This window comes from Microbacterium sp. dk485 (assembly GCF_004570445.1).
Lineage (GTDB): Bacteria > Actinomycetota > Actinomycetes > Actinomycetales > Microbacteriaceae > Microbacterium > Microbacterium wangchenii.
Window position 1 is genome coordinate 250,486 of sequence record NZ_SPQW01000002.1, and the last position, 25,063, is coordinate 275,548.

At 70.9% G+C, this 25,063-nt stretch carries 24 protein-coding genes; 18 read left to right on the forward strand and 6 right to left on the reverse strand.

Annotation, left to right across the window (positions count from 1 at the left end):
- The first annotated feature begins 158 nt into the window (after positions 1-158).
- From E4V99_RS11870 to E4V99_RS11880, 3 genes are all read left to right on the forward strand, one after another.
- Positions 159-1,943, forward strand: coding sequence for an ABC transporter family substrate-binding protein (locus E4V99_RS11870; RefSeq protein ID WP_135067590.1), 1,785 nt, complete (start codon positions 159-161; stop codon positions 1,941-1,943).
- A 153-nt stretch (positions 1,944-2,096) separates the two neighbouring features.
- Complete coding sequence (locus E4V99_RS11875) at positions 2,097-3,641, forward strand: ABC transporter permease (RefSeq protein ID WP_135067588.1); 1,545 nt, start codon at positions 2,097-2,099, stop codon at positions 3,639-3,641.
- 43 nt (positions 3,642-3,684) lie between these two features.
- Positions 3,685-4,752, forward strand: a complete 1,068-nt coding sequence (locus E4V99_RS11880) for an ABC transporter permease (protein WP_240742889.1) — start codon at positions 3,685-3,687, stop codon at positions 4,750-4,752.
- Between the two features lie 14 nt (positions 4,753-4,766).
- Here the strand turns inward: E4V99_RS11880 and E4V99_RS11885 are convergent, their stop codons facing one another.
- Positions 4,767-5,369 carry a PH domain-containing protein gene (locus E4V99_RS11885; protein ID WP_135117395.1) on the reverse strand — a complete coding sequence of 201 codons (603 nt, stop codon included), beginning with the start codon at positions 5,367-5,369 and terminating at the stop codon, positions 4,767-4,769.
- A gap of 62 nt (positions 5,370-5,431) precedes the next feature.
- Here E4V99_RS11885 and E4V99_RS11890 point away from each other — a divergent pair, with 62 nt between their 5' ends.
- From E4V99_RS11890 to E4V99_RS11930, 9 genes are all read left to right on the forward strand, one after another.
- Positions 5,432-7,195, forward strand: a complete 1,764-nt coding sequence (locus E4V99_RS11890) for an ABC transporter ATP-binding protein (protein ID WP_135117396.1) — start codon at positions 5,432-5,434, stop codon at positions 7,193-7,195.
- 87 nt (positions 7,196-7,282) lie between these two features.
- On the forward strand, positions 7,283-9,193 hold the full coding sequence (typA, locus tag E4V99_RS11895; RefSeq protein WP_135067580.1) for a translational GTPase TypA: 1,911 nt from the start codon (positions 7,283-7,285) through the stop codon (positions 9,191-9,193).
- An 81-nt stretch (positions 9,194-9,274) separates the two neighbouring features.
- Positions 9,275-10,021, forward strand: coding sequence for an AzlC family ABC transporter permease (locus E4V99_RS11900; RefSeq protein ID WP_135067578.1), 747 nt, complete (start codon positions 9,275-9,277; stop codon positions 10,019-10,021).
- Positions 10,018-10,332, forward strand: a complete 315-nt coding sequence (locus E4V99_RS11905) for an AzlD domain-containing protein (RefSeq protein WP_135067576.1) — start codon at positions 10,018-10,020, stop codon at positions 10,330-10,332. The genes E4V99_RS11900 and E4V99_RS11905 overlap by 4 nt, the downstream gene beginning before the upstream one ends.
- Positions 10,333-10,354: 22 nt before the next feature.
- Positions 10,355-10,789 (forward strand): histidinol dehydrogenase, encoded by a 435-nt coding sequence (locus E4V99_RS11910; RefSeq protein ID WP_240742674.1) that lies wholly within the window; start codon positions 10,355-10,357, stop codon positions 10,787-10,789.
- Positions 10,786-11,106, forward strand: a complete 321-nt coding sequence (gene fdxA, locus E4V99_RS11915; RefSeq protein WP_135067574.1) for a ferredoxin — start codon at positions 10,786-10,788, stop codon at positions 11,104-11,106. Before E4V99_RS11910 ends, fdxA begins: the two co-directional genes overlap by 4 nt.
- A 10-nt stretch (positions 11,107-11,116) precedes the next feature.
- Positions 11,117-12,223, forward strand: coding sequence for a succinyldiaminopimelate transaminase (gene dapC, locus E4V99_RS11920; RefSeq protein WP_135117397.1), 1,107 nt, complete (start codon positions 11,117-11,119; stop codon positions 12,221-12,223).
- A gap of 187 nt (positions 12,224-12,410) precedes the next feature.
- Complete coding sequence (locus E4V99_RS11925; RefSeq protein WP_135067570.1) at positions 12,411-13,706, forward strand: citrate synthase; 1,296 nt, start codon at positions 12,411-12,413, stop codon at positions 13,704-13,706.
- Positions 13,707-13,807: 101 nt separating this feature from the next.
- Positions 13,808-15,412, forward strand: coding sequence for an L-lactate permease (locus E4V99_RS11930; protein WP_135067568.1), 1,605 nt, complete (start codon positions 13,808-13,810; stop codon positions 15,410-15,412).
- 3 nt (positions 15,413-15,415) lie between these two features.
- Here E4V99_RS11930 and dapD read toward each other — a convergent pair whose 3' ends face one another.
- A complete protein-coding gene (dapD, locus tag E4V99_RS11935) occupies positions 15,416-16,372 on the reverse strand; it encodes a 2,3,4,5-tetrahydropyridine-2,6-dicarboxylate N-succinyltransferase (RefSeq protein ID WP_135067566.1) in 957 nt (318 codons plus the stop codon).
- A gap of 57 nt (positions 16,373-16,429) precedes the next feature.
- Here dapD and dapE point away from each other — a divergent pair, with 57 nt between their 5' ends.
- From dapE to E4V99_RS11950, 3 genes are all read left to right on the forward strand, one after another.
- Complete coding sequence (dapE, locus tag E4V99_RS11940) at positions 16,430-17,506, forward strand: succinyl-diaminopimelate desuccinylase (protein ID WP_135117398.1); 1,077 nt, start codon at positions 16,430-16,432, stop codon at positions 17,504-17,506.
- Positions 17,488-18,696, forward strand: a complete 1,209-nt coding sequence (locus E4V99_RS11945) for a hypothetical protein (protein ID WP_135067561.1) — start codon at positions 17,488-17,490, stop codon at positions 18,694-18,696. Before dapE ends, E4V99_RS11945 begins: the two co-directional genes overlap by 19 nt.
- A gap of 84 nt (positions 18,697-18,780) precedes the next feature.
- The gene (locus E4V99_RS11950) at positions 18,781-18,951 is read left to right on the forward strand and encodes a DUF3117 domain-containing protein (protein ID WP_135067559.1); all 171 of its coding nucleotides are present in this window, start codon (positions 18,781-18,783) and stop codon (positions 18,949-18,951) included.
- A gap of 60 nt (positions 18,952-19,011) precedes the next feature.
- On the opposite strand, the gene E4V99_RS11955 is transcribed toward E4V99_RS11950, so the two are convergent.
- The gene (locus E4V99_RS11955; protein WP_135067558.1) at positions 19,012-19,650 is read right to left on the reverse strand and encodes a class I SAM-dependent methyltransferase; all 639 of its coding nucleotides are present in this window, start codon (positions 19,648-19,650) and stop codon (positions 19,012-19,014) included.
- Positions 19,651-19,721: 71 nt separating this feature from the next.
- Here E4V99_RS11955 and E4V99_RS11960 point away from each other — a divergent pair, with 71 nt between their 5' ends.
- Positions 19,722-20,102 (forward strand): Sec-independent protein translocase TatB, encoded by a 381-nt coding sequence (locus E4V99_RS11960; protein ID WP_135067557.1) that lies wholly within the window; start codon positions 19,722-19,724, stop codon positions 20,100-20,102.
- A 534-nt stretch (positions 20,103-20,636) separates the two neighbouring features.
- On the opposite strand, the gene E4V99_RS11965 is transcribed toward E4V99_RS11960, so the two are convergent.
- From E4V99_RS11965 to E4V99_RS11975, 3 genes are read right to left on the reverse strand one after another with little or no spacing between them, the layout of a single operon-like run.
- Entirely contained in the window at positions 20,637-21,794 is a 1,158-nt protein-coding gene (locus E4V99_RS11965; protein ID WP_135067556.1) for an Mrp/NBP35 family ATP-binding protein, read from the reverse strand.
- The gene (locus tag E4V99_RS11970; RefSeq protein WP_135067555.1) at positions 21,791-22,318 is read right to left on the reverse strand and encodes a DUF1003 domain-containing protein; all 528 of its coding nucleotides are present in this window, start codon (positions 22,316-22,318) and stop codon (positions 21,791-21,793) included. Before E4V99_RS11970 ends, E4V99_RS11965 begins: the two co-directional genes overlap by 4 nt.
- On the reverse strand, positions 22,318-23,631 hold the full coding sequence (locus E4V99_RS11975) for a CBS domain-containing protein (protein WP_135067554.1): 1,314 nt from the start codon (positions 23,629-23,631) through the stop codon (positions 22,318-22,320). Before E4V99_RS11975 ends, E4V99_RS11970 begins: the two co-directional genes overlap by 1 nt.
- 69 nt (positions 23,632-23,700) lie before the next feature.
- On the opposite strand from E4V99_RS11975, the gene E4V99_RS11980 reads away from it, so the two are divergent.
- On the forward strand, positions 23,701-24,369 hold the full coding sequence (locus E4V99_RS11980; RefSeq protein WP_187270454.1) for a general stress protein: 669 nt from the start codon (positions 23,701-23,703) through the stop codon (positions 24,367-24,369).
- Entirely contained in the window at positions 24,366-25,046 is a 681-nt protein-coding gene (locus E4V99_RS11985) for an alpha/beta family hydrolase (protein ID WP_209305626.1), read from the forward strand. The genes E4V99_RS11980 and E4V99_RS11985 overlap by 4 nt, the downstream gene beginning before the upstream one ends.
- Positions 25,047-25,063 lie beyond the last annotated feature (17 nt).

Sequence of the window (25,063 nt, forward strand, 5' to 3'; positions counted from 1 at the left end):
ACTTCGTTCCTCGCGAATTAAGGGTCTGTAACGTTTTCCACAGGAGTTTTGACCAACCCTGCACCCGTCCTTATCGTTTCCCTATCCGCGCCCCCCGGAATGGGCATCGCTGCCTGGGCGGGCGCATCACCCTTTGCACAGGAGGAAATGTGTCAGGAATGACATGGCGCAAGCGCGCCTTGACGGCAGGGGCAGGTGTCGCAGTGGCGGCTCTCGCGCTCGCCGGCTGCACCACCAGCGGTGGGACGGACGAGGAGACCGCGTCCGACGGCGGCACCATCACGATCGCCACGACGAACGCGTTCACGTCGTTCAACGGCGACACCCCCGACGCCAACCTCGACACCAACGGCATGATCGGGTACCTCACCGGCGTCAGCGGAGATCTCGGACTCGGTGGCTTCCAGCGCCTCGACTCCGACTACTCCGTCCTGCCCAACGAGGACTTCGGCACCTTCGAGAAGATCTCCGACGACCCGCTGACGGTCGAGTACACCCTCAACGAGGGCCTCACCTGGAGCGACGGCGAGCCCATCACCGCCGATGACATGCTCGTGAACTGGGTCATCGACTCCGGATGGTTCGACGACGCGATCATCGACCCCGCCACGGGCGACTCGACCAACGGCGGCACGCAGTACTTCACCCTCGCCGGCAGCACGGCGGGTCTGGACACCACCTCGTTCCCCGAGATCAGCGAAGACAACATGTCGATGACGCTGACCTACGAGACGCCGTTCGTGGACTGGGAGCTGGTCAACCCGATCGGCAAGCCCGCGCACGTGATCGCCGAGAAGGCCGGCGTGTCGCTCGAGGAGTTCATCGAGCTCATCAACACCCTCCCCGAGGGCAACCCGGAGGCCCCCGTCGCGCCGAACCCGACGCTGCAGGCTGCCGCCGAGTTCTGGAACACCGGCTACGACGTCACCGCGATGCCCGAGGATGAGAGCCTCCTCGTCGCGAGCGGTCCGTTCATCGTGACCGACTTCGTCCCGGAGTCCAGCATCACGCTGGAGAAGAACCCCGAGTACAAGGGCGACATGTCGCCGGCGTACGACCAGCTGATCGTCCGCTTCATCGGCGACGCCAACGCACAGGTCACGGCTCTTCAGAACGGCGAGGTCAACGCGATCCAGCCGCAGCCCTCGGCCGACACGCTGACGGCGCTCGAGAACGCCAACGCCACGGTCATCCCGGGCGACCAGCTCGCGTACGACCACCTCGACCTGAACTTCACCGGTGTCTTCGCCGACCCGGCCGTTCGCGAGGCGTTCCTCAAGACGATCCCGCGTCAGCAGATCCTCGAGTCGATGGTCACCCCGGTGAACCCCGAGGCCGGCGTGCTGAACTCGCAGATCTTCCTGCCCACCGACGCCGAGTACGGTGAGGCCGTGTCCGCGAGCGGATACGACCAGTTCACCGAGCCCGACATCGAGGGCGCCAAGGCGCTCCTCGCCGGTGCGACCCCGACGGTCCGCATCCTGTACAACACCAACAACCCCAACCGCGTGGACAGCTTCCGGGCCATCCAGCAGTCGGCTCAGGAGGCGGGCTTCATCATCGAGGACGCCGGCTCGCCCGACTGGAGCGCGCTCCTGGGCAGCGGCAGCTACGACGCGTCGATCTTCGGATGGGTCTCGCCGGGTGCCGGTAACGCCGCCCTGCCGCAGATCTTCAAGACCAACGGTGGTGGAAACTACAACTTCTACTCCAACCCCGAGGTCGACGCGCTCGTGGACGAGAGCCAGGTGACCCTCGACGAGGACCGCCTGTCGGAGATCAAGATCGAGATCGACGCGGCCACCGCCGCCGACTTCTACGGTCTGCCCCTCTTCCAGTCGCCGGGTCTGTTCGCAGACAACGGCACGGTCGAAGGCATCGAGTACTTCGGTGGCCAGACCGGCATCGTCTGGAACGCGCAGGAGTGGACCCTCGCCGGCTGATCCCCGCTAGGTGACACCCGGGCGCACACGCGCCCACGGGGCGCCGGAGTCCACGGGCTCCGGCGCCCCGCACGTTCGTGCCACGAGCGCGACTATCCTGTCCGAAGCGCGCACAACGCGTGACTCGGCCCGATCGAAAGAAGTGACAACGCGATGGTCGGATTCGTCCTCAGGCGCATCGCCGTCTCGATCCTGGTGCTGCTGGCAGCCTCGTTCCTCATGTACGTGCTGTCCGCGAACGCCGGCAACCCGCTCCAGGACCTCGAAGGCAGCAACGCCCCCAACCGCGAGCAGCTCATCGCCGCCCGCATCGCCGCACTCGATCTCGACGTGCCGCCGGTGCTGCGCTACTTCCTGTGGCTCGGGGGTGCCGCGCAGTGTCTCGTGCCGTTCGTGGGCACCTGCGACCTGGGCACCACGATCTCCAACGCGGAGGTCACCGCCATCCTTCCCATGGCGATGACCTCGACCCTGCAGCTGGTGACCATCGCCTTCTTCGTCGCGATCGTCCTGGGTGTGGCCGTCGGCGTCGTCACCGCTTTGCGGCAGTACAGCGGGTTCGACTTCGGCGTCACGCTGCTGAGCTTCTTCCTCTACTCCCTCCCCGCCTTCCTCGTGGCCGTGCTCCTCAAGGAGTTCCTGGCCATCGGCTTCAACAACTTCCTCCAGTCCGAGACGACGATCCCGATCTGGCTGATCGCCGTGGTCACCGTCGTCAGCGCGATCGTGTGGCAGGCCATGATCGGCGGCCCGATGCGCCGTCGGCTCGCCGTCGCGGGGATCTCCGGCGCCGCCACGGCGGCACTGCTGGTGTACTTCGACGTCACGGACTGGTTCCGCCAGCCCGGGCTCGGTCCGATCGGCCTCCTGCTCATCATCGGCGGGACCGTCATCCTGACCACGGCCCTCCTGACGGGTCTGGAGAACCGGCGCGCGCTCCTCGTGGCGGGCCTGAACGGTGCGATCGCGTACATCTGCTACTTCGCGCTGCAGGGACTGTTCGACGTCTCCAGCTTCGGCACGCTCGTGATCCTGGGGCTGGTCGCCCTCGCCGTCGGCATCGCGTCGGGGTTCCTCCTCGGCGGAACCGATCGCGGCCTGGCGGCACGCGTGGGAGCTATCGTCGCGGTCATCTCCTCGGGATTCGTCGTGCTGGACCGCTTCATGCAGGCCTGGCCGGTGTACATGGACAACCCCCGGATCAACGGCCGGCCGATCGCGACCGTCGGCGCGAGCACCCCGGGTTTCTCCGGCGACGTGTGGCTGTCGGGGATCGACTCGTTCACCCACCTGCTCCTGCCCACGATCGCGCTGCTGCTGATCTCCTTCGCCAGCTACACCCGCTACGCCCGCGCGGGGATGCTCGACGTGATGAACCAGGACTACATCCGCACCGCACGCGCCAAGGGCGTCTCCGAGCGCACCGTCGTCATGCGTCACGCGCTGCGGAACATGCTCATCCCCATCGTCACCCTCATCGCCACCGACGTCGGGACCCTGCTCGGCGGCGCGGTCATCACCGAGCGCGTCTTCGCCATCAGCGGCATGGGGTCGCTGTTCGTCGCCTCCATCGAACGTGTCGATGTGAACCCCGTCATGGGGTACTTCCTCGTGATCGCCATCACCGCGATCGTCTTCAACTTCCTCGCCGATCTCGCGTACGCCGTGCTCGATCCCCGCGTTCGGGTCGTCGCATGATCGCCGTCCCCCGACCTGCGGAGGTCACCCGATGACCCAGATGATGCCCGAACCGGCACTGACCCCGGCGCCGCCCTCCCCGGAGGAGGAGCACACCGTCGGCGTCAGTCAGGGGCGCCTCATCCTCCGGCGCTTCCTCGGGAACAAGGTCGCCGTCGTCTCCGGCATCCTGTTCCTCCTGATCGCCGTCTTCTCCGTCTCGGCCGTCGGCCTCGGGCCCATCCCCGGATGGTGGAAGCACAACTACACCTCCCTCAACCCCCAGCTCGACGGCGGGGCGCCCACGCTCTCGCTCATCCCGCAGTGGCTGGGCGGCTCCGGCATCTCCTTCGGCGAGCACCCCTTCGGGCAGGACCGGATCGGCATCGACTACTTCGCGATGACGATGCGCGGCATCCAGAACTCGATCGTCGTGATGTTCGTCATCAGCATCGTCGGCACCGTCATCGGCACGGTCGTCGGCGCGATCGCCGGCTACTACCGCGGCATCGTGGACGCGATCCTGATGCGCATCACCGACGTCGTCATCGTCATCCCGATCATCGTCATCGGTGCCGTCGTGGGCCGGGCGACTGGCGGGCTGGGGGTGTGGCCGCTGGCGTTCTTCCTCGCGCTGATCTCCTGGACCACGATCGCGCGCCTGGTGCGGGCGGAATTCCTGAGCCTGCGCGAGCGCGAGTTCGTCGAGGCCGCGCGCGTGGCCGGGGCCAGCGATGCGCGCATCATCTTCAAGCACATCCTCCCCAACGCCATCGGCGTCGTGATCGTCGCGGCGACCCTGCTGGCAGCGGCCGCGATCCTCCTGGAGACGGCGCTGAGCTTCCTCCGCCTGGGCGTGCAGCCGCCGGACGTGTCACTGGGCCTGATCATCTCCGACAACCAGTCCGCCTTCCAGACGCGGCCGTGGCTGTTCTGGTGGCCGGCGACGTTCATCGTGCTGCTGGCGCTGCTGGTCAACTTCGTCGGAGACGGGCTGCGTGACGCGTTCGACCCGCGCCAGAAGCGGTTCTCGCTGCGGCGGACGAAGGAGCCGGCCGCGAAGGACTCCGACGCTCCGGCGACGTCGTCGGTGGCGACGGCGCCCTCGTCCTCGACTCCGCCATCGCCATGACCCCGTCGCTCAGATCACGCCAGGAGGATCGCGCCCACCAGCCCGGTCACACCCAGGACAATCGCGACGATCGCCGTGAGCCGCGGGCGCGCCTGCAGCGGGATGCGGTCGGCCACACCGGATTCAATGCGGCCGGTGTCGCGCAGGTGGTGCCAGCGATCGCGGACCAGTTCCGCCGCCCGTCCGGAGTCGGTCGTGGGCAGCTCGCCCGGACGCACGCCCGGCTGGGCGGGCGTGCCGGAGCGCCGATGGGCGCGCGCGGCGCGGACGGAGGTCATGGCGCCGGGCGCCGGTGCCGCGGTGGCGCTGATGCGACGCTGCGGGGTGTGCAGCACGAGGGCGTAGCGGGTGTCGACGTGGATGAGCGCGGCCCACGGGACGCGGTACTCCATCAGCACGTTCGCGACCTCGGCGGCCTCGTCGTCGACCGCCACGTACGGCGACCACAGCAGCGCCCACACGAGGGCTGCGCCGCTGACGGCGCCCAGCACGATGCCGGGTGCGGCCGTGAAGGCGCCGGGCGTCAGCAGGGTGCCCAGGGCCACCGCCCCCAGCGCGACCCACGCGACGATGCTCAGCACCTGATTGAACCTCGAGCGGAACACGATGCGTGGCATCCGTTCATTCTCCCATCCCCCGACGTCTCGCTCCCGCCGCGCGGGACGGGAAGGACCCTCTCATGACCTCGACCGCACAGCCGGCGACCCCGGCGCTGGAGATGACCGACGTCAGCGTCGACTTCGCCGTCGACGACGTCTGGGTTCCCGCCGCCAAGAACCTGACCTACTCGATCCAGCGCGGCCAGGTGGTCGCCGTCGTGGGGGAGTCGGGGTCGGGCAAGAGCGCCAGCTCCATGTCGATCCTCGGGCTGCTGCCCCGCAACAGCCGCGTCCGCGGCAGCATCAAGGTGAACGGCCGCGAGATCCTGGGACTGAACCCGCGCGCGCTGCGCCAGCTGCGCGGCACGGAGGTCGCCGCGATCTTCCAGGAGCCGATGACGGCGCTGAACCCCGTGCTCACGGTCGGCTTCCAGGTCGTCGAGGCCATCCGCGCCCACACCAGCAAGAGCCCCGCCGAAGCCGAGGCGCGTGCCCTCGAACTGCTCGGGATGGTGGGGCTGCCCGATCCGCAGAAGGCCTTCGCGTCCTACCCGCACCAGCTCTCCGGCGGACAGCGGCAGCGGGCCATGATCGCGCAGTCCATCAGCCTGGATCCGGCGCTGCTGATCGCGGACGAGCCCACGACGGCGCTGGATGTCACGGTGCAGGCGGAGATCCTCGACCTGCTGCGCGACCTGCGCGACCGCCTGGATTCGGCGATCCTCCTCATCACCCACGACATGGGCGTGGTGGCCGACCTGGCCGACTGGATCGTCGTCATGAAGGACGGCGACATCGTCGAGCAGGGAGATGTCCGGCAGGTCCTCAGCGACCCCCAGCAGGAGTACACGCGCGAACTGCTCGCCGCCGTGCCGCGGCTGGGCGAGAAGTCCGCCGAGCACGGCGCCGTGGATGTCGTGGAGAGCCTCGCGCACGTCGTGGAGGAGGTCGAGGCCGGTGTCGACGCGGAGGCGATCGCCGCCGCCGCCGAAGCGCCCGTCATCGCCCAGCCCGTCCTGGAGCTGGACCACGTGTCGGTCGAGTACGGCAAGCGCCGCCGCGTGGCGGCGTTCCGCGCGGTGGACGATGTGACCCTCGGGATCGCGGAGGGGGAGATCGTCGGGCTCGTCGGCGAATCCGGCTCCGGCAAGTCGACGATCGGCCGCGCCGCGATCGGTCTGCAGCCGATCGCCGAGGGCCGCCTCGTCGTCGACGGGATCGACATCAGCTCCGGCTCGCGCAAGGTCGTGTCGTCCCTGCGGCGCAAGGTCGGCATCGTGTTCCAGGACCCGTCGTCGTCACTGAACCCGCGCATGCCGATCGGGGAGAGCATCGGCGAGCCGATCATGCTCGCCGGCGAGGCCAAGGGCAAGGACCTCGATCGCCGTGTCGAAGCGCTCCTGGATGAGGTGCGGCTTCCGCGCAACTATCGCAACCGCTACCCGCACGAGCTGTCGGGCGGTCAGAAGCAGCGCGTGGGCATCGCCCGCGCCCTGGCGCTGAAGCCGCGTCTGCTCGTGGCAGACGAGCCCACGAGCGCGCTGGATGTCTCGGTGCAGGCGCGGGTTCTCGAGCTGCTGAGCGAACTGCAGCGCGAATACCGGTTCGCGTGCCTGTTCATCAGCCACGACCTCGCCGTCGTGGACGCGCTCGCCGACCGCATCGTGGTGCTGCACCGCGGGCGGATCGCGGAGCAGGGCACGCGCGATGAGATCCTGCGTGCCCCCAAGGAGCCGTACACGCAGCGGCTCATCGCGGCCATCCCGGTGCCCGATCCGGAGGTGCAGGCGGCCCGTCGCGACCTGCGTCACCAGCTGCTCCTGGCCGAGGGCGAAGCCTCCTGATCTCCGGGTGCAGCCGGTTCGCAGCGCCGTCCCGGTAGAATGGGTCGGCCCGATTCCGGGCGCACCCCGACTTTCAAGGATTCCTTCATGGCGCATGCCCTCCGTTCCGATCTGCGCAACGTCGCGATCGTCGCTCACGTCGACCACGGCAAGACGACGCTCGTTGACGCCATGCTGCGCCAGACGGGCTCCTTCGGCTCGCACGAGCACATGGAGGAGCGCGCCATGGACTCCAACGACCTGGAGCGTGAGAAGGGCATCACGATCCTCGCCAAGAACACGGCGATCACCTACAACGGCGCCCACACCGACGTCCCGGTGACCATCAACGTCATCGACACCCCCGGCCACGCCGACTTCGGCGGCGAGGTCGAGCGCGGCCTGTCGATGGTCGACGGCGTCGTGCTGCTGGTGGATGCGTCGGAGGGGCCGCTGCCCCAGACGCGGTTCGTGCTGCGCAAGGCCCTCGAGGCGAAGCTGCCCGTCATCCTCCTGGTGAACAAGACCGACCGCCCGGACGCCCGCATCGCGGAGGTGGAGGCCGAGAGCCACGACCTCCTGCTGGGTCTGGCCTCCGACCTCTCCGACGACGTCCCCGACCTCGACGTGGACGCGCTGCTGGACGTGCCGGTCGTGTACGCCTCCGGGCGTGCCGGCGCCGCATCCCGCAACCGGCCCGACAACGGCTCGCTGCCCGACAACGACGACCTCGAGCCGCTGTTCGAGGCGATCCTCGAGCACGTGCCGGCCCCGTCGTACGACGACGAGGCGCCGCTGCAGGCGTGGGTCACGAACCTCGACTCCAGCCCGTTCCTCGGGCGCCTGGCGCTGCTGCGCGTGTTCAACGGCACGCTGAAGAAGGGCCAGACGGTCGCCTGGGTGCGCGCCGACGGCACCACCAGCAACGCCCGCATCACGGAGCTGCTCAAGACCCGTGCGCTCGAGCGGTACCCGGCCGAGAGCGCCGGGCCCGGTGACATCGTCGCGATCGCCGGGTTCCCCGACATCACGATCGGCGAGACGATCGCCGACCCCGAGGACGTGCGTCCGCTGCCGCAGATCCACGTCGACGAGCCGGCCATCTCCATGACGATCGGCACCAACACCTCGCCGCTGGCCGGCAAGGTCAAGGGGCACAAGCTCACCGCGCGCCTCGTGAAGGACCGCCTCGACCGTGAGCTGATCGGCAACGTCTCCCTCAAGGTCGTCGACATCGGCCGGCCGGATGCGTGGGAGGTGCAGGGCCGCGGCGAGCTGGCGCTGGCCATCCTCGTCGAGAACATGCGCCGCGAAGGCTTCGAGCTCACCGTCGGCAAGCCGCAGGTGGTCACCAAGAAGATCGACGGCAAGACGTACGAGCCGTTCGAGCACCTCACCGTCGATGCTCCCGAGGAGTACCTCGGTGCGATCACGCAGCTGCTGGCCAGCCGCAAGGGTCGCATGGAGTCCATGACCAACCACGGCACCGGCTGGGTGCGGATGGAGTTCGTGGTGCCCTCGCGCGGACTCATCGGCTTCCGCACCGAGTTCCTCACCACCACTCGCGGCACCGGCATCGCCAACGCGATCTCTCACGGCTACGAGCCCTGGGCCGGCCAGATCGTGACGCGCCAGAACGGCTCCATCGTGGCCGACCGCTCCGGCGTGGTCACCCCGTTCGCGATCATCGCCCTGCAGGAGCGCATGTCGTTCTTCGTGCAGCCGACCGAAGAGGTCTACGAGGGCATGGTCATCGGTGAGAACTCGCGCAACGACGACATGGACGTGAACATCACCAAGGAGAAGAAGCTGACGAACATGCGTCAGTCCACCTCCGACACGTTCGAGTCGATGACCCCGCCGCGTCAGCTGTCGCTCGAGGAGAGCCTGGAGTTCGCCCGCGAGGACGAGTGCGTGGAGGTCACCCCGGAGAAGGTCCGCATCCGCAAGGTCGTGCTGGATGCGACCGAGCGCGGCCGTGCCACGGCGCGGCTCAAGCGCCAGGATGCCAACGTCTGATCCCGCACGTGCGGCGAGGCCGAGAGCGGAGCGGCGGCGGACGGTGCGCCGACGTCGCCGGTCCTCGGTAGGCTCCCACGAGTGAGTGCAGCGCCCGAACCCGCCGACGAACAGCGCAGGGCGACGCGGCAGGGCCTCGCGGTGGCGCTGGCCACGAGCGCGTACGGAGTGTCCTTCGGCGCCCTGGCCGTCGCATCCGGCCTGGACGTGTGGCAGACGTGCGTCCTGAGCGCGCTGATGTTCACGGGCGGATCGCAATTCGCCTTCGTCGGCGTCGTGGGCGCGGGGGGAGTGGCCGCCGCGCCCGCGGCCATCGCCTCCTCGGCGCTCCTCGGGGTGCGCAACGCCGCTTACGCCATGCGCATGTCGCCGGTGATCGGACCGGGCTTCTGGCGCCGCGCGGGCGCCGCCCAGTTCACGATCGACGAGTCCACCGCGGTGTCGCTGGCGCAGACCGACCCTCGCGCACGCACGCGGGGTTTCTGGGTCACCGGCATCGGCATCTACATCGGCTGGAACATCTCCACGCTCCTGGGGGCGCTGCTGGGCGACGTGCTCGGCGACCCGCGCCAGTACGGGCTGGATGCGGCGGCAGCCGCGGCGTTCCTCGCGCTGCTGTGGCCGCGGCTGCGCGGACGGCAGGCGCTGGCGGTGGGGGCGGCGGCCGCCGTTCTCGCCGCGGTCCTCACCCCGGGCCTCATGCCGGGTCTGCCCGTCATCGTCGCGGCAGCGGTGGCGGTGGTGGTCGGCTGGTTCAACTGGCTGGGGCGATCCGAGCGTCCGGCGCCCGAGCCGCCGGACGTGCCCGAGCGAGAGGGGCTCCCGTGACCCTGTGGAACGCCGTCCTCCTGGCCTCCGTGATCTGTGTCGCGCTGAAGGCGGTCGGATACCTCCTGCCCGCCCGCTGGGTGGAGGCGCCGCGCCCCGCCCGCATCGCCGACCTGCTCACCGTGGCGCTGCTCGCGGCGCTCGTGGCGGTGCAGACCCTCGGAGCCGGTCAGGCCGTCGTCGTGGATGCGCGCATCCCGGCGGTGCTCGTGGCCGGCGGCCTGCTCGCGGTGCGCGCGCCGTTCCTGGTCGTCGTCGTGGCCGCCGCCGTCACGGCGGCGCTGCTGCGGCTGTGGGGATGGGCGGCATGATCGCGGCGCCTAGACTGTCGCGGTGACCTCCCCGGCGTTCCCCGTGCTGGCAGCACGCGTCCTGACCTGGACCCTGTCGCTGGTCATCGGCGCCGTGTACGGCACCGCGGCGACCGTCGCGCACGCCTACACCGTCGCCGGCCTGCCGCTGGGACTCGTGCTGGCGATCGTGGGCACGGGCGCGCTGCTGGTCGCCTTCCGCACCTTGACGGGGGATCGGTGGACCGCGCTGGCCGGGGGCCTGGGCGTCGTGGCGGCCACCCTGCTGTTCAGCAACGTCGGACCCGGCGGATCGGCGATCGTGGCCCCCGCGTCCCCGGCGACGGAGTGGATCCCGCTCACGTGGACGCTTGCGGTGCCGGTCCTGGTCGCGATCGTGGTCGCCTGGCCCGACCTCTCGCACCTCCGCGCCTCGGGGCCGCCGGCCCCCGCGAGCCCACGTAGACTGGATGCGTGACGTATGTGATCGCCCTCCCGTGCGTGGATGTCAAAGACCGTGCGTGCATCGACGAGTGCCCCGTGGATTGCATCTACGAGGGCGAACGCTCGCTCTACATCCACCCGGACGAATGCGTCGACTGCGGTGCGTGCGAGCCGGTCTGCCCCGTCGAGGCGATCTACTACGAGGACGATCTCCCCGAGGAGTGGTCGGACTACTACAAGGCGAACGTGGAGTTCTTCGACGACATCGGCTCGCCCGGCGGTGCGGCGAAGGTGGGGGTCATCCACAAGGATCACCCCGTCATCTCGGCGCTGCCGCCGCAGGGCGAGTGAGCCCCCGCTGATGGGGGTCGCCGAACTGGCGGACTACCCGTGGGACGCCGTCGCCCCGTACGCCGAGAAGGCGCGTCGCCACCCCGGCGGCATCGTGGATCTGTCGATCGGCTCGCCCGTCGACCCCACTCCCGACGTCGTCGCGGCCGCGCTGGCCCGCGCCACCGACGCCCACTCCTACCCGCTCACCTCGGGCACCGCTGCCCTGCGTGACGCGATCGCTGCATGGTACGAGCGCCGCAGGGCGGTGCCCGCCCTCACGGCGGCGCACGTCATCCCCACCGTGGGGTCGAAAGAGCTCGTGGCCCTGCTGCCCCTGCTGCTGGATCTCGGCCCGGGGGATGTCGTCGTGCACCCGCGCGCCGCCTATCCGACGTACGACGTCGGGGCCCGCGTGGTGGGAGCCGCCCCCGTCGCCGCCGACGACCCGGACGAGTGGCCGGCGGCCACGCGGCTGGTGTGGCTCAACTCGCCGGGCAACCCCGACGGCCGCGTGCTGGACGTCCCCGCCCTCCGCCGTGCCGCAAACGCGGCGCGGGAGCGCGGGATCGTGCTGGCCTCGGACGAGTGCTACGCCGAACTGGGCTGGGAGGGGCCGTGGCAGGATCAGCCCGTCCCGAGCGTCCTGGACCCGCGCGTGACCGGTGGAGATCTCACCGGGCTGCTGTCGGTCTATTCGCTGAGCAAGCAGTCGAACCTCGCCGGGTACCGCGCCGCGTTCGTCGCGGGAGATCCGGCCCTCGTCGACCGGCTGCTGACCGCGCGGCGCCACCTCGGGCTCATGCCGCCGGCGCCCGTGCAAGCCGCCATGACGGCCGCTCTCTCCGACGACCGGCACGTGCAGGAGCAGAAAGAGCGGTACCGGGCGCGGCGGATGCTGCTCAAGCCCGCTCTCGAGGACGCGGGCTTCCGCATCGATGCGAGCGAGGGCGGCCTCTACCTGTGGGCCACCGAGGGCCGCGACGCGTGGGTGAGCATGGACGGCCTGGCGGAACTGGGGATCCTCGCCGGACCGGGGCACTTCTACGGTCCGCACTTCCCGCAGCACGTCCGGATCTCGCTCACGGCGTCGGACGAGCGCGTCGCTGCCGCCGCCGAGCGCCTCCGCGGACGGTAGGCGTTGGCGACCCGAGCCATCAGGACGGCCGTTCCTTTGGCCGTGTCCGCAGTACCCGCGCGGGCACATTAGGCTGTACGAGCACGGGGATGAGGTGACCTTCCGCGTCGTCCGTGCCGACCCGGCGAGCACCGACCCGCCTCCGGGGCGACCTGATGGGCGCGACCAGAAATCGCAAGGAGGCGCAGTGAGCGACGCGGGAAACCAGGATCAGAAGGCCACCTTCACGGTGGGTGATCGGACGGCTGAATTCCCGGTGCTGAACGGCACCGACGGCACGCCGAGTGTCGACATCTCGACCTTCATGCGGCAGACCGGCCACACGACGCTGGACTACGGCTTCGTCAACACCGCGGCCACGAAGTCGGCGATCACCTTCATCGACGGCGACCAGGGGATCCTCCGCTACCGCGGCTATCCGATCGAGCAGCTGGCCAAGAACAGCACGTACCTCGAGGTGGCGTGGCTGCTGATCTACGGCGAGCTGCCCACCGCCGACGAACTGTCCGCCTTCGACGAGCGCATCCGCCGTCACACGCTGCTGCACGAAGACCTCAAGCGCTTCTTCTCCGCCCTCCCGCACACCGCGCACCCGATGTCGGTGCTCTCGGCGGCCACGGCGGCCCTCTCGACGTACTACGAGAACGAGTCCGACCCCCACAACCCCGAGCACGTCGAGCTGAACACCGTGCGGATGCTGGCCAAGCTCCCGGTGATCGCCGCCTACGCGCACAAGAAGAGCGTCGGGCAGGCTTTCCTGTACCCCGACAACTCCCTCGGCTTCGTGGACAACTTCCTCAAGCTCAACTTCGGAGTGCTCAGCGAGGACTACGACGTCAACGCGGTGATGTCGCGCGCCCTGGAGCGGCTGCTCATCCTGCACGAAGACCACGAGCAGAACGCGTCCACCTCCACGGTGCGGCTGGTCGGGTCGACGGGGGCCAACCAGTTCTCCTCCATCTCGGCCGGCATCAACGCGCTCTACGGGCCGCTGCACGGCGGCGCGAACGAGGCCGTGCTCGACATGCTCGGACGCATCCGCGATTCCGGCGAGAGTGTCGAGCGGTTCGTGGAGCGGGTGAAGAACAAGGAGGACGGGGTCAAGCTCATGGGCTTCGGCCACCGGGTCTACAAGAACTACGACCCCCGCGCCAAGCTCGTCAAGGAGTCGGCCGACGAGGTGCTCGAAGCCCTCGGCGTGAGCGACCCGCTGCTGGACCTGGCGAAGGAGCTCGAGGAGATCGCCCTCAGCGACGACTACTTCAAGGAACGTCGCCTCTACCCGAACGTGGACTTCTACACGGGCGTCATCTACAAGGCGATGGGCTTCCCGACCCGCATGTTCACGGTGCTCTTCGCCATCGGCCGTCTTCCGGGCTGGCTCGCGCACTGGCGCGAGATGCAGGGCGACGCGCAGACGAAGATCGGGCGCCCGCAGCAGCTGTACACCGGGGCCACCGAGCGCCAGTACCCCGGGGTCTGATCCGGGTCGTTCGTCCCGCCGGCACCGCCAGGGGGTGACCCCGGCCGCCGCCCCGGGTACTTTGTGGACCGCGGGACGAATCCGCACGAGCGGAGGCGGCGATGTGGGAGCAGACGACCGACCCTCTCGGGAGTTTGTGGCTGTCGGCGCTCGTGGCGGCGATCCCGATCCTGCTGTTCCTGTTCTGCCTCGTGGTGCTCAAGCTCAAGGGCATCATCGCCGCGGTCATCGCGCTGGTCGCTGAGATCGTCGTCGCCCTCTGGGCGTTCGGGATGCCGGGATCGGCCGTGGCCGGTGCGGGTCTGATCGGTGTGCTCACGGCGATCTGGCCGATCGCCTACATCATCGTCATGGCGGTGTGGCTGTACCGTCTCGCCGTCGCCAGTGGCAGGTTCGATGTCATCCGCTCGTCGATCGGCGGGATATCGCCCGACCAGCGCATCCAGGTGCTCCTCATCAGCTTCGCCTTCGGGGCCTTCCTCGAAGGCGCCGCCGGGTTCGGCGTGCCCATCGCCATCTGCGCCGCCCTGCTCGTGCAGCTGGGTTTCCGCCCGGTCAAGGCGGCCATGATCTGCCTCGTCGCCAACGCCGCAGCCGGCGCGTACGGCGCCATCGGCATCCCGGTGATCGTGGCGTCGCAGGTCACCGGCATCGACCTCACGATCCTGTCGCGGTCGATGGTCGTGATCCTCCAGCCGTTGACGATCCTGATCCCGTTCCTGCTCGTGATGATCCTGGACGGATGGCGAGGCCTGAAGGAGACGCTGCCGGCGACCCTCACCGTGACGATCGTCTTCAACGGCATCCAGGGCGGCGTGCTGTGGTTCCTCGGCCCGGAGCTGGCCGACATCGGCGCGGGTCTGGGGGCGATGGTGGCCCTGTTCGCGCTCGGACGGGTGTGGCAGCCCCGCAGCCACTTCCGCGAGGACGGCGGCGCGGCGCCCGTGATCGAGCGGCACGGCGTCCGGGCGATCGCGGTCGCGTGGAGCCCCTTCTACATCCTCACCGCGTTCGTCCTCATCTGGAGCCTCCCGGCGTTCAAGGGTCTGTTCTCGGCCGGCGGCCCGCTCGCCGGTGCCGTCTTCCCCTTCGCGATCCCCGGGCTCACCGGGGAGATCGCCAACGCCGCGGGCGATCCGGTGACCGCCACGTGGGACTTCACGCCGCTGAACGCCACCGGCACGGCGATCCTCCTGGCGGTGATCGTGTCGGCGCTGACGACACCGAACATCGACGCGAAGGTGCTGTTCCGCGAGCTCGGGGGGACGCTGCGCACCCTGTGGCAGGCGCTCGTGCTGATCGCGCTCATCCTGGCGCTCGCGAACATCGCGAACTACTCCGGCGGGTCGAGCTCCATGGGGTCGGCGCTGGCCGCACTCGGCCCCGTCGTACCACTGCTGGCACCCATCATCGGCTGGATCGGGGTGTTCCTCACCGGCTCCGTCGTCAACAACAACACACTCTTCGCGCCGCTGCAGGTGGTCACCGCGGAGGGGATCGGCGCCGATCCGGCGCTCACCGTCGCCGGGAACACGGCGGGTGGCAACACCGGCAAGGTGATCTCGCCCCAGTCCATCGCGATCGCCGCCGGGGCGGTGGGGCTGTCGGGGAGGGAGAGCGAGATCCTGCGCGCGTCGATCCTCTACAGCCTGGGGATGCTCGCCGTCATCTGCCTCTGGAGCTTCACCCTCTACCTGGTGTTCTGACGCTCAGGCGTGCAGTGCGTCGTTGAGCACCACGCCGACGCCCTCGCGCCGGACCGCCTCGACCGCGCCGGTGAGGGAGTTGCGGCGGAAGAGCAGGCCCGGCCGGCCGGAGAGCTCCGCGCCCTTCACGACGGGGTGCGTCCCGTCGGGCCGGGGGGCCTCACCCGCGAGGCGGATCTTGGTCCCGGCGGTCACGTACAGCCCGGCCTCCACGACGCAGTCGTCGCCGAGCGAGATGCCGATGCCCGCGTTCGCGCCGAGGAGCGTCCGCGCACCGATCGACACGCGGTGCGTCCCCCCGCCGGAGAGGGTTCCCATGACCGAGGCGCCGCCCCCGATGTCGCTGCCGTCCCCGACGACGACGCCCTGCGAGATGCGCCCCTCGACCATCGAGGCGCCCAGGGTCCCGGCGTTGAAGTTGACGAAGCCCTCGTGCATGACGGTCGTGCCGGGGGAGAGGTAGGCGCCCAGCCGCACGCGCGACGCATCCGCGATGCGGACCCCCGGGGGCGTGACGTAGTCCAGCAGGCGCGGGAACTTGTCCAGGCCCTGCACCTGCACGCCCTCGCGCAGGAGGATCGGGCGCAGCCGCGTCGCGTCGTCGGGATGCATCGGGCCCGCAGTCGTCCACGCCACGTTCGGGAGATGCGCGAAGATGCCGTCGAGGTTCACCTCGTTGGGGCGCACCAGGCGGTGCGACAGCGCGTGCAGCCGGAGGTATGCGTCCGAAGTGGAGGTGGGCGGCGCATCCAGGTCGATCTCCCGCGTCACGACCTCGACCGACACCGCGCGGCGCGCGTCGTCGACGGCGAACTGCTCCAGCCCGGCGGGCGGCATGGCCGGGTTGAACCCCATCGGCAGGCGGCCCAGGGCCGGCTCCGGATACCACGTGTCCAGCACCGTGCCGTCGCCGGACACCGTGGCGAGCCCGACACCCCACATCCACCGCTCATCGCTCATCCCTCCACGGTACCGCCCGCCCTCGGCCGCGCCGATCCGCCTCGGTAGGATCGGGGAGTGCCCGACCTCGACCTCACCGCATCCTCCGTCGACCTGACCCGCGTGATCTGCGACATCCCCAGCGTGTCGGGGGAGGAGACCCCGCTCGCCGACGCCATCGAGGCCGCCGTCCGCGCCCTGCCGCACCTGGAGGTGCTGCGCGAGGGTGACACGATCATCGCGCGCACGGATCTCGGCCGCGCCCAGCGGGTGGTCATCGCCGGCCACATCGACACGGTGCCGATTCACGACAACCTGCCCACGCGCGACATCGACGTCGACGGTGAGGCGTACCTGTGGGGGCGTGGCACGGTCGACATGAAGGCGGGCGTCGCGGTGCAGCTGCGCTTGGCCGCCGAACTCGTCGCTCCCCGGGTCGACATCACCTGGATGTGGTACGACCACGAGGAGGTCGACGCGGACCTGAACGGCCTCACCCGCCTCTCGCGGACGCGACCGGAGCTGTTCGCCGGCGACTTCGCGATCCTGGGGGAGCCCTCCAACGGCGAGGTCGAAGGCGGATGCAACGGCAATCTGCGCGCCCTCGTGCGCACGACCGGCGTCCGAGCGCACAGTGCCCGCGCGTGGGTCGGGGAGAACGCCATCCATCGCGCCGCTCCGATCCTCGCGCGCCTCGCGGAGTACCGCCCCCGCGATGTCGAGGTGGAGGGCCTGGTGTACCGCGAAGGGCTCAACGCCGTGCGGATCTCCGGCGGCGTCGCGGGCAACGTCATCCCCGACGCGTGCGAGGTGGAGGTGAACTACCGCTTCGCCCCCAGCCGCACCGCCGAGGAGGCCACGCAGCACGTGCACGATGTGTTCGCCGGCTTCGAGGTCGAGGTGGTCGACCTCGCCCCCGGTGCCCGCCCCGGCCTGGACGCGCCGCTCGCGCAGGAATTCGTCGCGGCCGTCGGCGCCGAGCCCAGGCCCAAGTACGGGTGGACGGATGTCGCGCGCTTCTCGGCGATGGGCGTGCCCGCGGTGAACTACGGACCGGGCGACCCGCACCTGGCCCACCACGACCAGGAGCGCGTGCCGCTGGCGCAGATCGTGTCGGTCGAACGCGGTCTGCGGGCGTGGCTGAGCGCCCCCTGACGCGGGGGCGCCGGCTGCCGGACGCGGCGGTCGTCGCCGTCGTCTACCTCGCCGCGCGAGTGGTCACGACGGCGTTCTTCGTCCTCGCCGCCGCGCTGTCGGGCCCGGGGTCGCGGTTCGGTCCTGATGCCACGATCGCCGATCTGGCTCTCGGCTGGGACGGGCAGTGGTACTGGTTCGCCGCCGTCAACGGGTACCCCGCCGACCTGCCGCTGACGGAATCCGGCGCCGTGGCCGAGAACGCGTGGGCGTTCATGCCCCTGTACGCCTACCTCGCGGCGGGCCTGGGCGCACTGCTCGGCTCCTGGGGTGCGGGGGCCGTGGTCATCTCGCTGCTCGCCGGCTACGGCGCCTGCTGGGCGCTGCACCGGCTCCTGCACCCGCGACTGGGGCCGGCCGCATCCATCTGGGCCGTCGCGTTCTTCGCGGCGGGGCCGCTGGGCGCGCTCTTCCAGATCGCGTACGCCGAGGCGCTGTTCGTGTTCCTCCTGCTGCTGGCCCTCACGTGCGTCGTCCGGCGACGCTACGGGTGGCTGTACGCGCTCGTGCCGGTGATGGGCTTCACACGTCCCGGCATCCTCGCCTTCGCGCTGTTCCTCGGACTGTTCGGCATCTGGCGCTGGATCCGCCGCCGTGCAGAGCCGCTGCCGGTGTCGGAGATCGTCCACATCGTCGCCCTCGGGGCCCTCGCCACCGGGGTGGGGTTCGCGTGGCAGGGGGTCGCGGCGATCATCACCGGCGACCCCGGCGCCTACCTCGCGACCGAGCTGGCGTGGCGGCGCAACTGGATCCCCGATGCATCCGGGGTCTTCGTGCCGTTCGAAGGATTCCCCGCCGCCGCCGCATTCTGGTTCCAGGCGTGGGGGCTCGACGCGATCGCCGGGTACATCGCGCTCGGCGTGCTGGTGGCCGCGGTCGCCGCCGCCCTGCTGTTCGAGCCGCACGTGCGGCGACTCGGGGTGGAGGTGCGGCTATGGTCGGCCGCCTACCTCGTGTACCTGGTGGCGGTGTTCTTCCCGCAGTCGAGCATCTTCCGCCTCCTGTTCCCCCTCGCCCCTCTGGTGGGCGCCCTCGCCGCTCCCCGCTCCCCGGCGTGGCGGATCGGCGTCCTGGTGGCGGGCCTGGTGGGCCAGTGGTGGTGGATCTACAACATGTACGCCCTCGGCAACACGTACTGGCAGATCCCCTGAGGTCGCCGCGCCCGGGGACAACGTGCCACCACAGACGGCTAGCACGATAAACTAGGAGCGACCTATGACGAAAGGGAGCCCGCAATGGCAGCCATGAAGCCGAGAACCGGTGACGGACCGATGGAGGCTGTGAAGGAGGGGCGCCTCATCATCGTCCGTGTCCCGCTCGAGGGCGGGGGCCGTCTCGTCGTTTCGGTCAACGACGCCGAAGCCAAAGAACTCTACGACGTGCTGGGCGGTGTCGTCGGCGCGTGACGCCCGGCGCCTCCACGGCAGCAGAACGGTCGGTCCCTTCGGGGGCCGGCCGTTCTCGCGTCAGCGGCCCTCGGTGATCGAGGTGAGCTGCAGCAGGCCCTCGGCCGAGGTGGACAGCGCACCGATGACGGCCGGGGAGGACTGGGTCTCCTGGATGAGGGACCGATAGGCCGTCGTGACGGGGTCGCGGCGCACGGGGTCGGCCACGGCGCCACCGGCCAGGACACGCGGCACCAGCACCGTCCCGCCCGCACGGATGAGGCGCAGCCCGTGCTCGACGTACTCGATGACGCCCTCCGGCTCGGCGTCGACGAAGACGATGTCGTAGGACGCCTCGTTCATCCGGGGGAGGACGTCGGAGGCGCGCCCGGTGATGAAGCGCGCCCGCGCGGCCGGGATGCGTGCCTCGGCGAACGCCGCGCGCGCGGCGCCGAGGTGCTCGGGCTCGCTGTCGATGGTCGTGAGGGTCGCGCGCGGCGAACCGTGCAGCAGCCACAGGCCCGAGACACCGCCACCGGTGCCGATCTCCACGATGTTCAGGGCGCGGGAGGCTGCGGCCAGGACCGCGATCTGCGCGCCGATGGGCGGGCTGATCGGGTCGGCGCCCAGTTCCAGAGCGTGCGCGCGCGCCCGCGCGATGTGCTCGGGCTCCACCGTCGCCTCGAGAACGAACCGCTGATTCGCCTCTGTTCCGCTCATGCCGACCTCCTCGGACAGACTACGCGGCGACGTCCCGCCGATCGCCGAGGCGCGGCGGGTAACCTGAAGACATGTTCTTCGGGCTCACGATCGAGAAGCTGCTGCTGATCGGCCTGATCGCAGCGATGCTCATCGGGCCGGAGCGTCTGCCCCGGTATGCCGAGAACCTCGCCCGCTTGGCCGTGCGTGCCCGTGACATGGCCCAGGGCGCCCGTTCCCGCATGCGGGAGGAGATGGGCCCGGAGTTCGACGAGGTCGACTGGCGCAAGCTCGACCCCCGCCAGTACGACCCGCGGCGCATCATCCGCGAGGCGCTGCTGGAGGACGCGCCGGTGGCCACGGTGCGCACCGCCGCCGTCGCCGGGGTCGCCGCATCCGCCGCCGCGCCGCCGCCCTCGCCCCCGGCGTTCCGCGCCGGCGAAGCGCCGCCGTTCGACTCCGAAGCCACCTGACCCGGAGCCGCCTGACCCGCGTCGCCCTCGCCCGCGTGCGACGTCAACACGCGCCTCAGGTGGGCGTCCCGCCCGAACTCCTCAAGTTCGGCGGCCGCAACCGGTTCCGCCCGCTGTTCGGCCGGTATCCGGCGTGTTCTTGCGGAGTTTCGGCATCCGCCGGCGCCGCCCCTGTTCGCAGCGCGCCCGCGATCGCGACGATGCGGCCTGCCCGCCCGCCCCCGCCCGCGCGGCAGCCCGGCACAACAGCGGCGCGGGGGAGCGTGAGCCCGACCCCGCCCGCGCGGCAGCCCGGCACAACAGCGGCGCGGGGGAGCGTGAGCCCGACCCCGCCCGCGCGGCAGCCCGGCACAACAGCGGCGCGGGGGAGCGTGAGCCCGACCCGAACTCCTCAAGTTTGGCGGCCGCAACCGGTTCCACCCGCTGTTCGGCCGGTATCCGGCGTGTTCCTGCGGAGTTCGGGCGCGCGACGACCGCCGGGCCGGCGCGGGCCGCTCGCCGGCCCCGCTCGCCGGCGCCGCTCGCCCGCGACGGTCAGCGCGGCGTGAAGGGGAGGGAGCGACCCGCGAGCCCGCGACCGCCGGTGGCGACCGAGGCGGCCAGCGCGTCGATGGCCTGGGCAGCCGGATCGGCCGGGTGCGCGATGACGACCGGAACACCGACGTCCCCGCCCGTGCGCAGGGCCGGGCTCAGCGGGACGGAGGCCAGGAGCGGCACATCGCCGCCGGAGTCGTCCGAGAGCGCGCGGGCGACCTGCTCGCCGCCGCCGGCGCCGAAGAGGTCGAGCGTCGAGCCGTCGGGGAGGGTCATGGCGGCCATGTTCTCCACGACACCGATGAGGCGCTGGCCGGTCTGGCGGGCGACCAGACCGCTGCGCACGGCGACATCGGATGCCGCGGCCTGGGGAGTCGTGACCACGAGGACATCGGCGTGCGGGAGCAGCTGCCCCACCGAGATCGCGACATCACCGGTGCCCGGTGGCATGTCCAGCAGCAGGATGTCGAGGTCACCGAAGTACACCTCGGTGAGGAACTGCTGGACGGTTCGGTGCAGCATCGGTCCCCGCCACGCCACCGCCCCGGCCGCCGAATCGCCCGGGCGCCGCAGGAACATGCCGATCGAGATGACCTTCACGTCGTACGCGACAGGGGGGAGCATCAGGTCGTCCAGCCGCGTGGGTGCCGGCGGCAGTCCGTCGGCGTCGACGAGACCGAGCAGGCCCGGGATGGAGAAGCCGTGCACATCGGCGTCGACGAGCCCCACCCGAAGCCCACGGCCAGCGAGGGCGACGGCGAGGTTCGCCGTCACGGTGGATTTCCCCACGCCGCCCTTGCCGCTGGTGACCGCGATCACACGCGTGAGCGAATCTGGTCCGAACGGCATCGTGCGCGCGGGCCGCCCGCCACGCAGCCGCTCGGTCAGGGCGCGGCGCTGCTCGGGCGTCATGACGCCGATCGTGAGGTCGACCGCGGCGATCCCCGGCACCATCGCCGCCGCGGCGCGCACGTCGCGCTCGATGCGGTCGGCGGCGGGGCACCCCACGATCGTGAGGGCGATCTCCACGTGGGCGACGTCGCCCTCCACCGCGACGGCGCGCACCATGTCGAGCTCGCCGAGGGGACGGCGCAGTTCGGGATCGCCCACGGCGGACACCGCCGAACGCACCGCGTCGGTCTGCGCGGCGTCGGTCACTGCGCGGTCGCCTCGCGCTCGGGGTGATCGAGCTCCTTCAGCAGCGAGCGCAGCTCGGCGCGCAGCGTGTCCTTGGTGAGGGTGTCCTGCGTCATGTCGTGCACCGCCATCCGCAGCGCCACGATCTCGCGTGCGAGGTACTCCGTGTCGGCGAGGTTGCGCTCGGCGCGCTGCCGGTCCTGCTCGATCTGCACGCGGTCGCGGTCATCCTGCCGGTTCTGGGCGAGGAGGATCAGCGGGGCGGCGTAGGAGGCCTGCAGCGAGAGGATCAGGGTGAGCAGGGTGAAGTTCATCGACGACGGGTCGAACTGCCACTCGCGCGGGGCGGTGGTGTTCCACACCAGCCACACCACGACGAACGCGGTCATGCCGAGGAGGAACGCGGACGTGCCCATCGCCCGCGCGAACGACTCGGAGAACCGGCCGAAGCGATCGCGGGAGGGGCGCGGGGTGCGCGGCGGCAGCACGCCACCGCGGCCGAGGGGCGCGTCGAGGGCGGCGGATTGCCGTGGGGAGCGGGCCATCAGCGCCTCCTCGGGGTGGTCGTGGGGATGCCCGCGTTCGCGGGCTGGGGACGGGTGGCGGTCCGGGTTCTCGGATCATCGCCGTCGTGCGAGCGCCAGTCCTCCGGCAGGAGGTAGTCGAGCATGTCGTCGACGCTGACGGCGCCGACCAGCCGGTGCGCCGGATCCACCACCGGGAGCGAGACGAGGTCGTAGCTGGCCAGCAGGCGTGCCACCTCGGCGGCCGACGCGGACGCCGGCACCGGTTCCAGCGTGTCGTCGATGATCGCCCCCAGCCGCTCGTGCGGCGGGTAGCGCAGCATCCGCTGGAAGTGGACGGTCCCCAGCAGCCGCCCCGTGGGGGTCTCGTACGGCGGCAGCGTGACGAAAACGGATGCGGCGAGGGCGGGGTGCAGCTCGTGCCGGCGGATGAGGGCCAGTGCCTCGGCGACGGTGGAGTCGGCGGAGAGCACGATGGGTTCGGGCGTCATGAGACCGCCCGCGGTGTCGGGGCCGTACTTCAGCAGCGCACGGACGTCGTCGGCCTCTTCGGGCTCCATGAGCTCCAGCAGCTGCTGCAGGCGCTTCTCCGGGAGCTGGCCGAGGAGGTCTGCGGCGTCGTCGGGCTCCATGGCGTCGAGGATGTCGGCGGCCCGCTCGTCGCCCAGGCGCTCGAGGATGCGCACCTGCTCGTCTTCGGGCATCTCCTCCAGTGCGTCGGCGAGCCGCTCGTCGGGGAGCTCCTCGGCGACGTCGAGGAGACGCTCCTCCGGTAGGTCCAGCAGGGTGTTGGCGAGGTCGGCGGGCTTGAGGTCGGCGTAGGTGGCCACCAGCTGCTCGGCCGACTGGGCCTGCCCTGCCGTCTGCTGCTCGCGCACTTCGCTCCACGTCGCGAACGTCGTCGGGCCCTTGGCGAAGGGGGAGGCGCTGGTCTTGGGGCGGCGCAGGAACAGCTGGCCGACGTCCCAGTCGCCCAGTCGGCTGCGTTCGATCGCGACGTCTTCGATGACGGCGGTGCCCGAGCCGTCGTTGAGGTACACGCGCCGGCCGACCAGCTCGGCGAGGACGCGCACCTCGCCGCCGCGCTGCTGGAACCGGCGCACATTGATCAGGCCGGTCGTGATGACCTGACCGCTGGCGATGGAGGTGACCCGGCCGATGGAGAGGAACACATGGCGCCGGCCGGGGATCTCCACGACCAGACCCACCACGCGAGGCGGATCGGCGGCGCGATAGATGACCACGACATCGCGCACCTTGCCCAGCCGGTCACCGGCCGGGTCGAAGACCGCGCAGCCGGCCAGCCGTGCGACGAAAACCCTCTGCGTGCTCACGCTAACAGCGTAGCCCCGGGGCGTCCTGCGACAGGGGGTGCCCGGATGCGCGCGTGACAAGATAGAGCGATGAGCATGCTCGGTGGACGCGTTCCGGCCGGCCGCGAGGCGGTCGGAGAGACGCTGGCGTCCTACCCCACGTACGAGGCCGCCCAGAAGGCCGTGTCGACTCTCATCGCCGCGGAGATCCCGGCACGCGACATCGCGATCGTCGGTCAGGGGCTGCGCTCGATCGAGCGGGTCACCGGCCGGCTCGGCTACGCCACGGCAGCCCGCTCCGGTGCGCTCAACGGCCTGCTGCTGGGCCTGCTGTTCTCGTTCATCTTCGTCCTGGGCACGCCCACCGTGCAGATCTCCGTCTTCCTCGGAGTGCTGCTGGTCGGTGTGGCGATCGGGATGCTGTTCAGCCTGGTGACGTACTCGATCGTGCGTCGCCGCCGCGACTTCGCCTCGGTCATGCAGGTGACCGCCGACCGGTATGAGGTGTGCATCGTGCCGGCGAGCCTGGCCAAGGCGCGCCAGACCCTCGGTGCGGCAGCGACCGTAGCCGCGCCCCCGCCGCCCCCGCCCGCCGCCGGTGGCGAGCCGCCGCGCTACGGCGAGCGCCTGCCGGATCCGGTGGGTCCGCCCGTGGCGGGCCCGCCCGCCGCACCGCCTTCCGATGCCGCGCCGGGCGCCCAGGAGCCGGGGCGGACCCCGCCGGAGCCGCCGCGGTACGGCGAGCGCACCGAGGGGTGACCGCCGCGGCGGGGGCTGCCCGCATCCCCGTCGAGCTTCTGGCGGGGACCGTCACCATCTCCGCCGACTCCGTCCGCCCGCCCTCGGCGTGGGCGACGATCGCCATCGCCCACGGTGCCGGCGCCGGCCGCACGCATCCCTTCCTCACCGGATTCGCCGACGGGATGCAGCGGGCCGGGGTCGCGACGCTCCTGTTCGACTTCCCGTACCGCGAGGCGGGGCGGCGGATGCCGGGACCGGCCGCGCACGCCGTCGCGACGTGGCACGCCGTGCTGGCCTGGCTCGCCGAGCGCGCAGCGCCGGGCCCGGTCTGGGCCGCGGGGAAGTCGTACGGCGGGCGCATGGCGTCGATGGCGGCCGCCGAGGGCGTCATCGACCCCGCCGGCCTCGTCTACCTCGGCTATCCGCTGCATCCGCCCGGCGATCCGGCCAAGGCCCGCGTCGCGCACCTGCCCGACGTGCCGCAGCCGCAGCTGTTCGTCTCGGGGACACGCGACCCCTTCGTCGACCCGCACGAGCAGCTCGAGCAGGCGGTGGCCACGTGCCAGGATGCGCGGCTGGTGTGGATCGACGGCGCGGCGCACTCCTTCGAGGGAGCAGGACGCCCGCGCGACCCCGCGCGCCTGGGCGCGGACCTCGCGCCGCTGGTCGCCGGCTTCCTCCGCGAGCGCGCCTGACGGACGCAGGCCGCAGG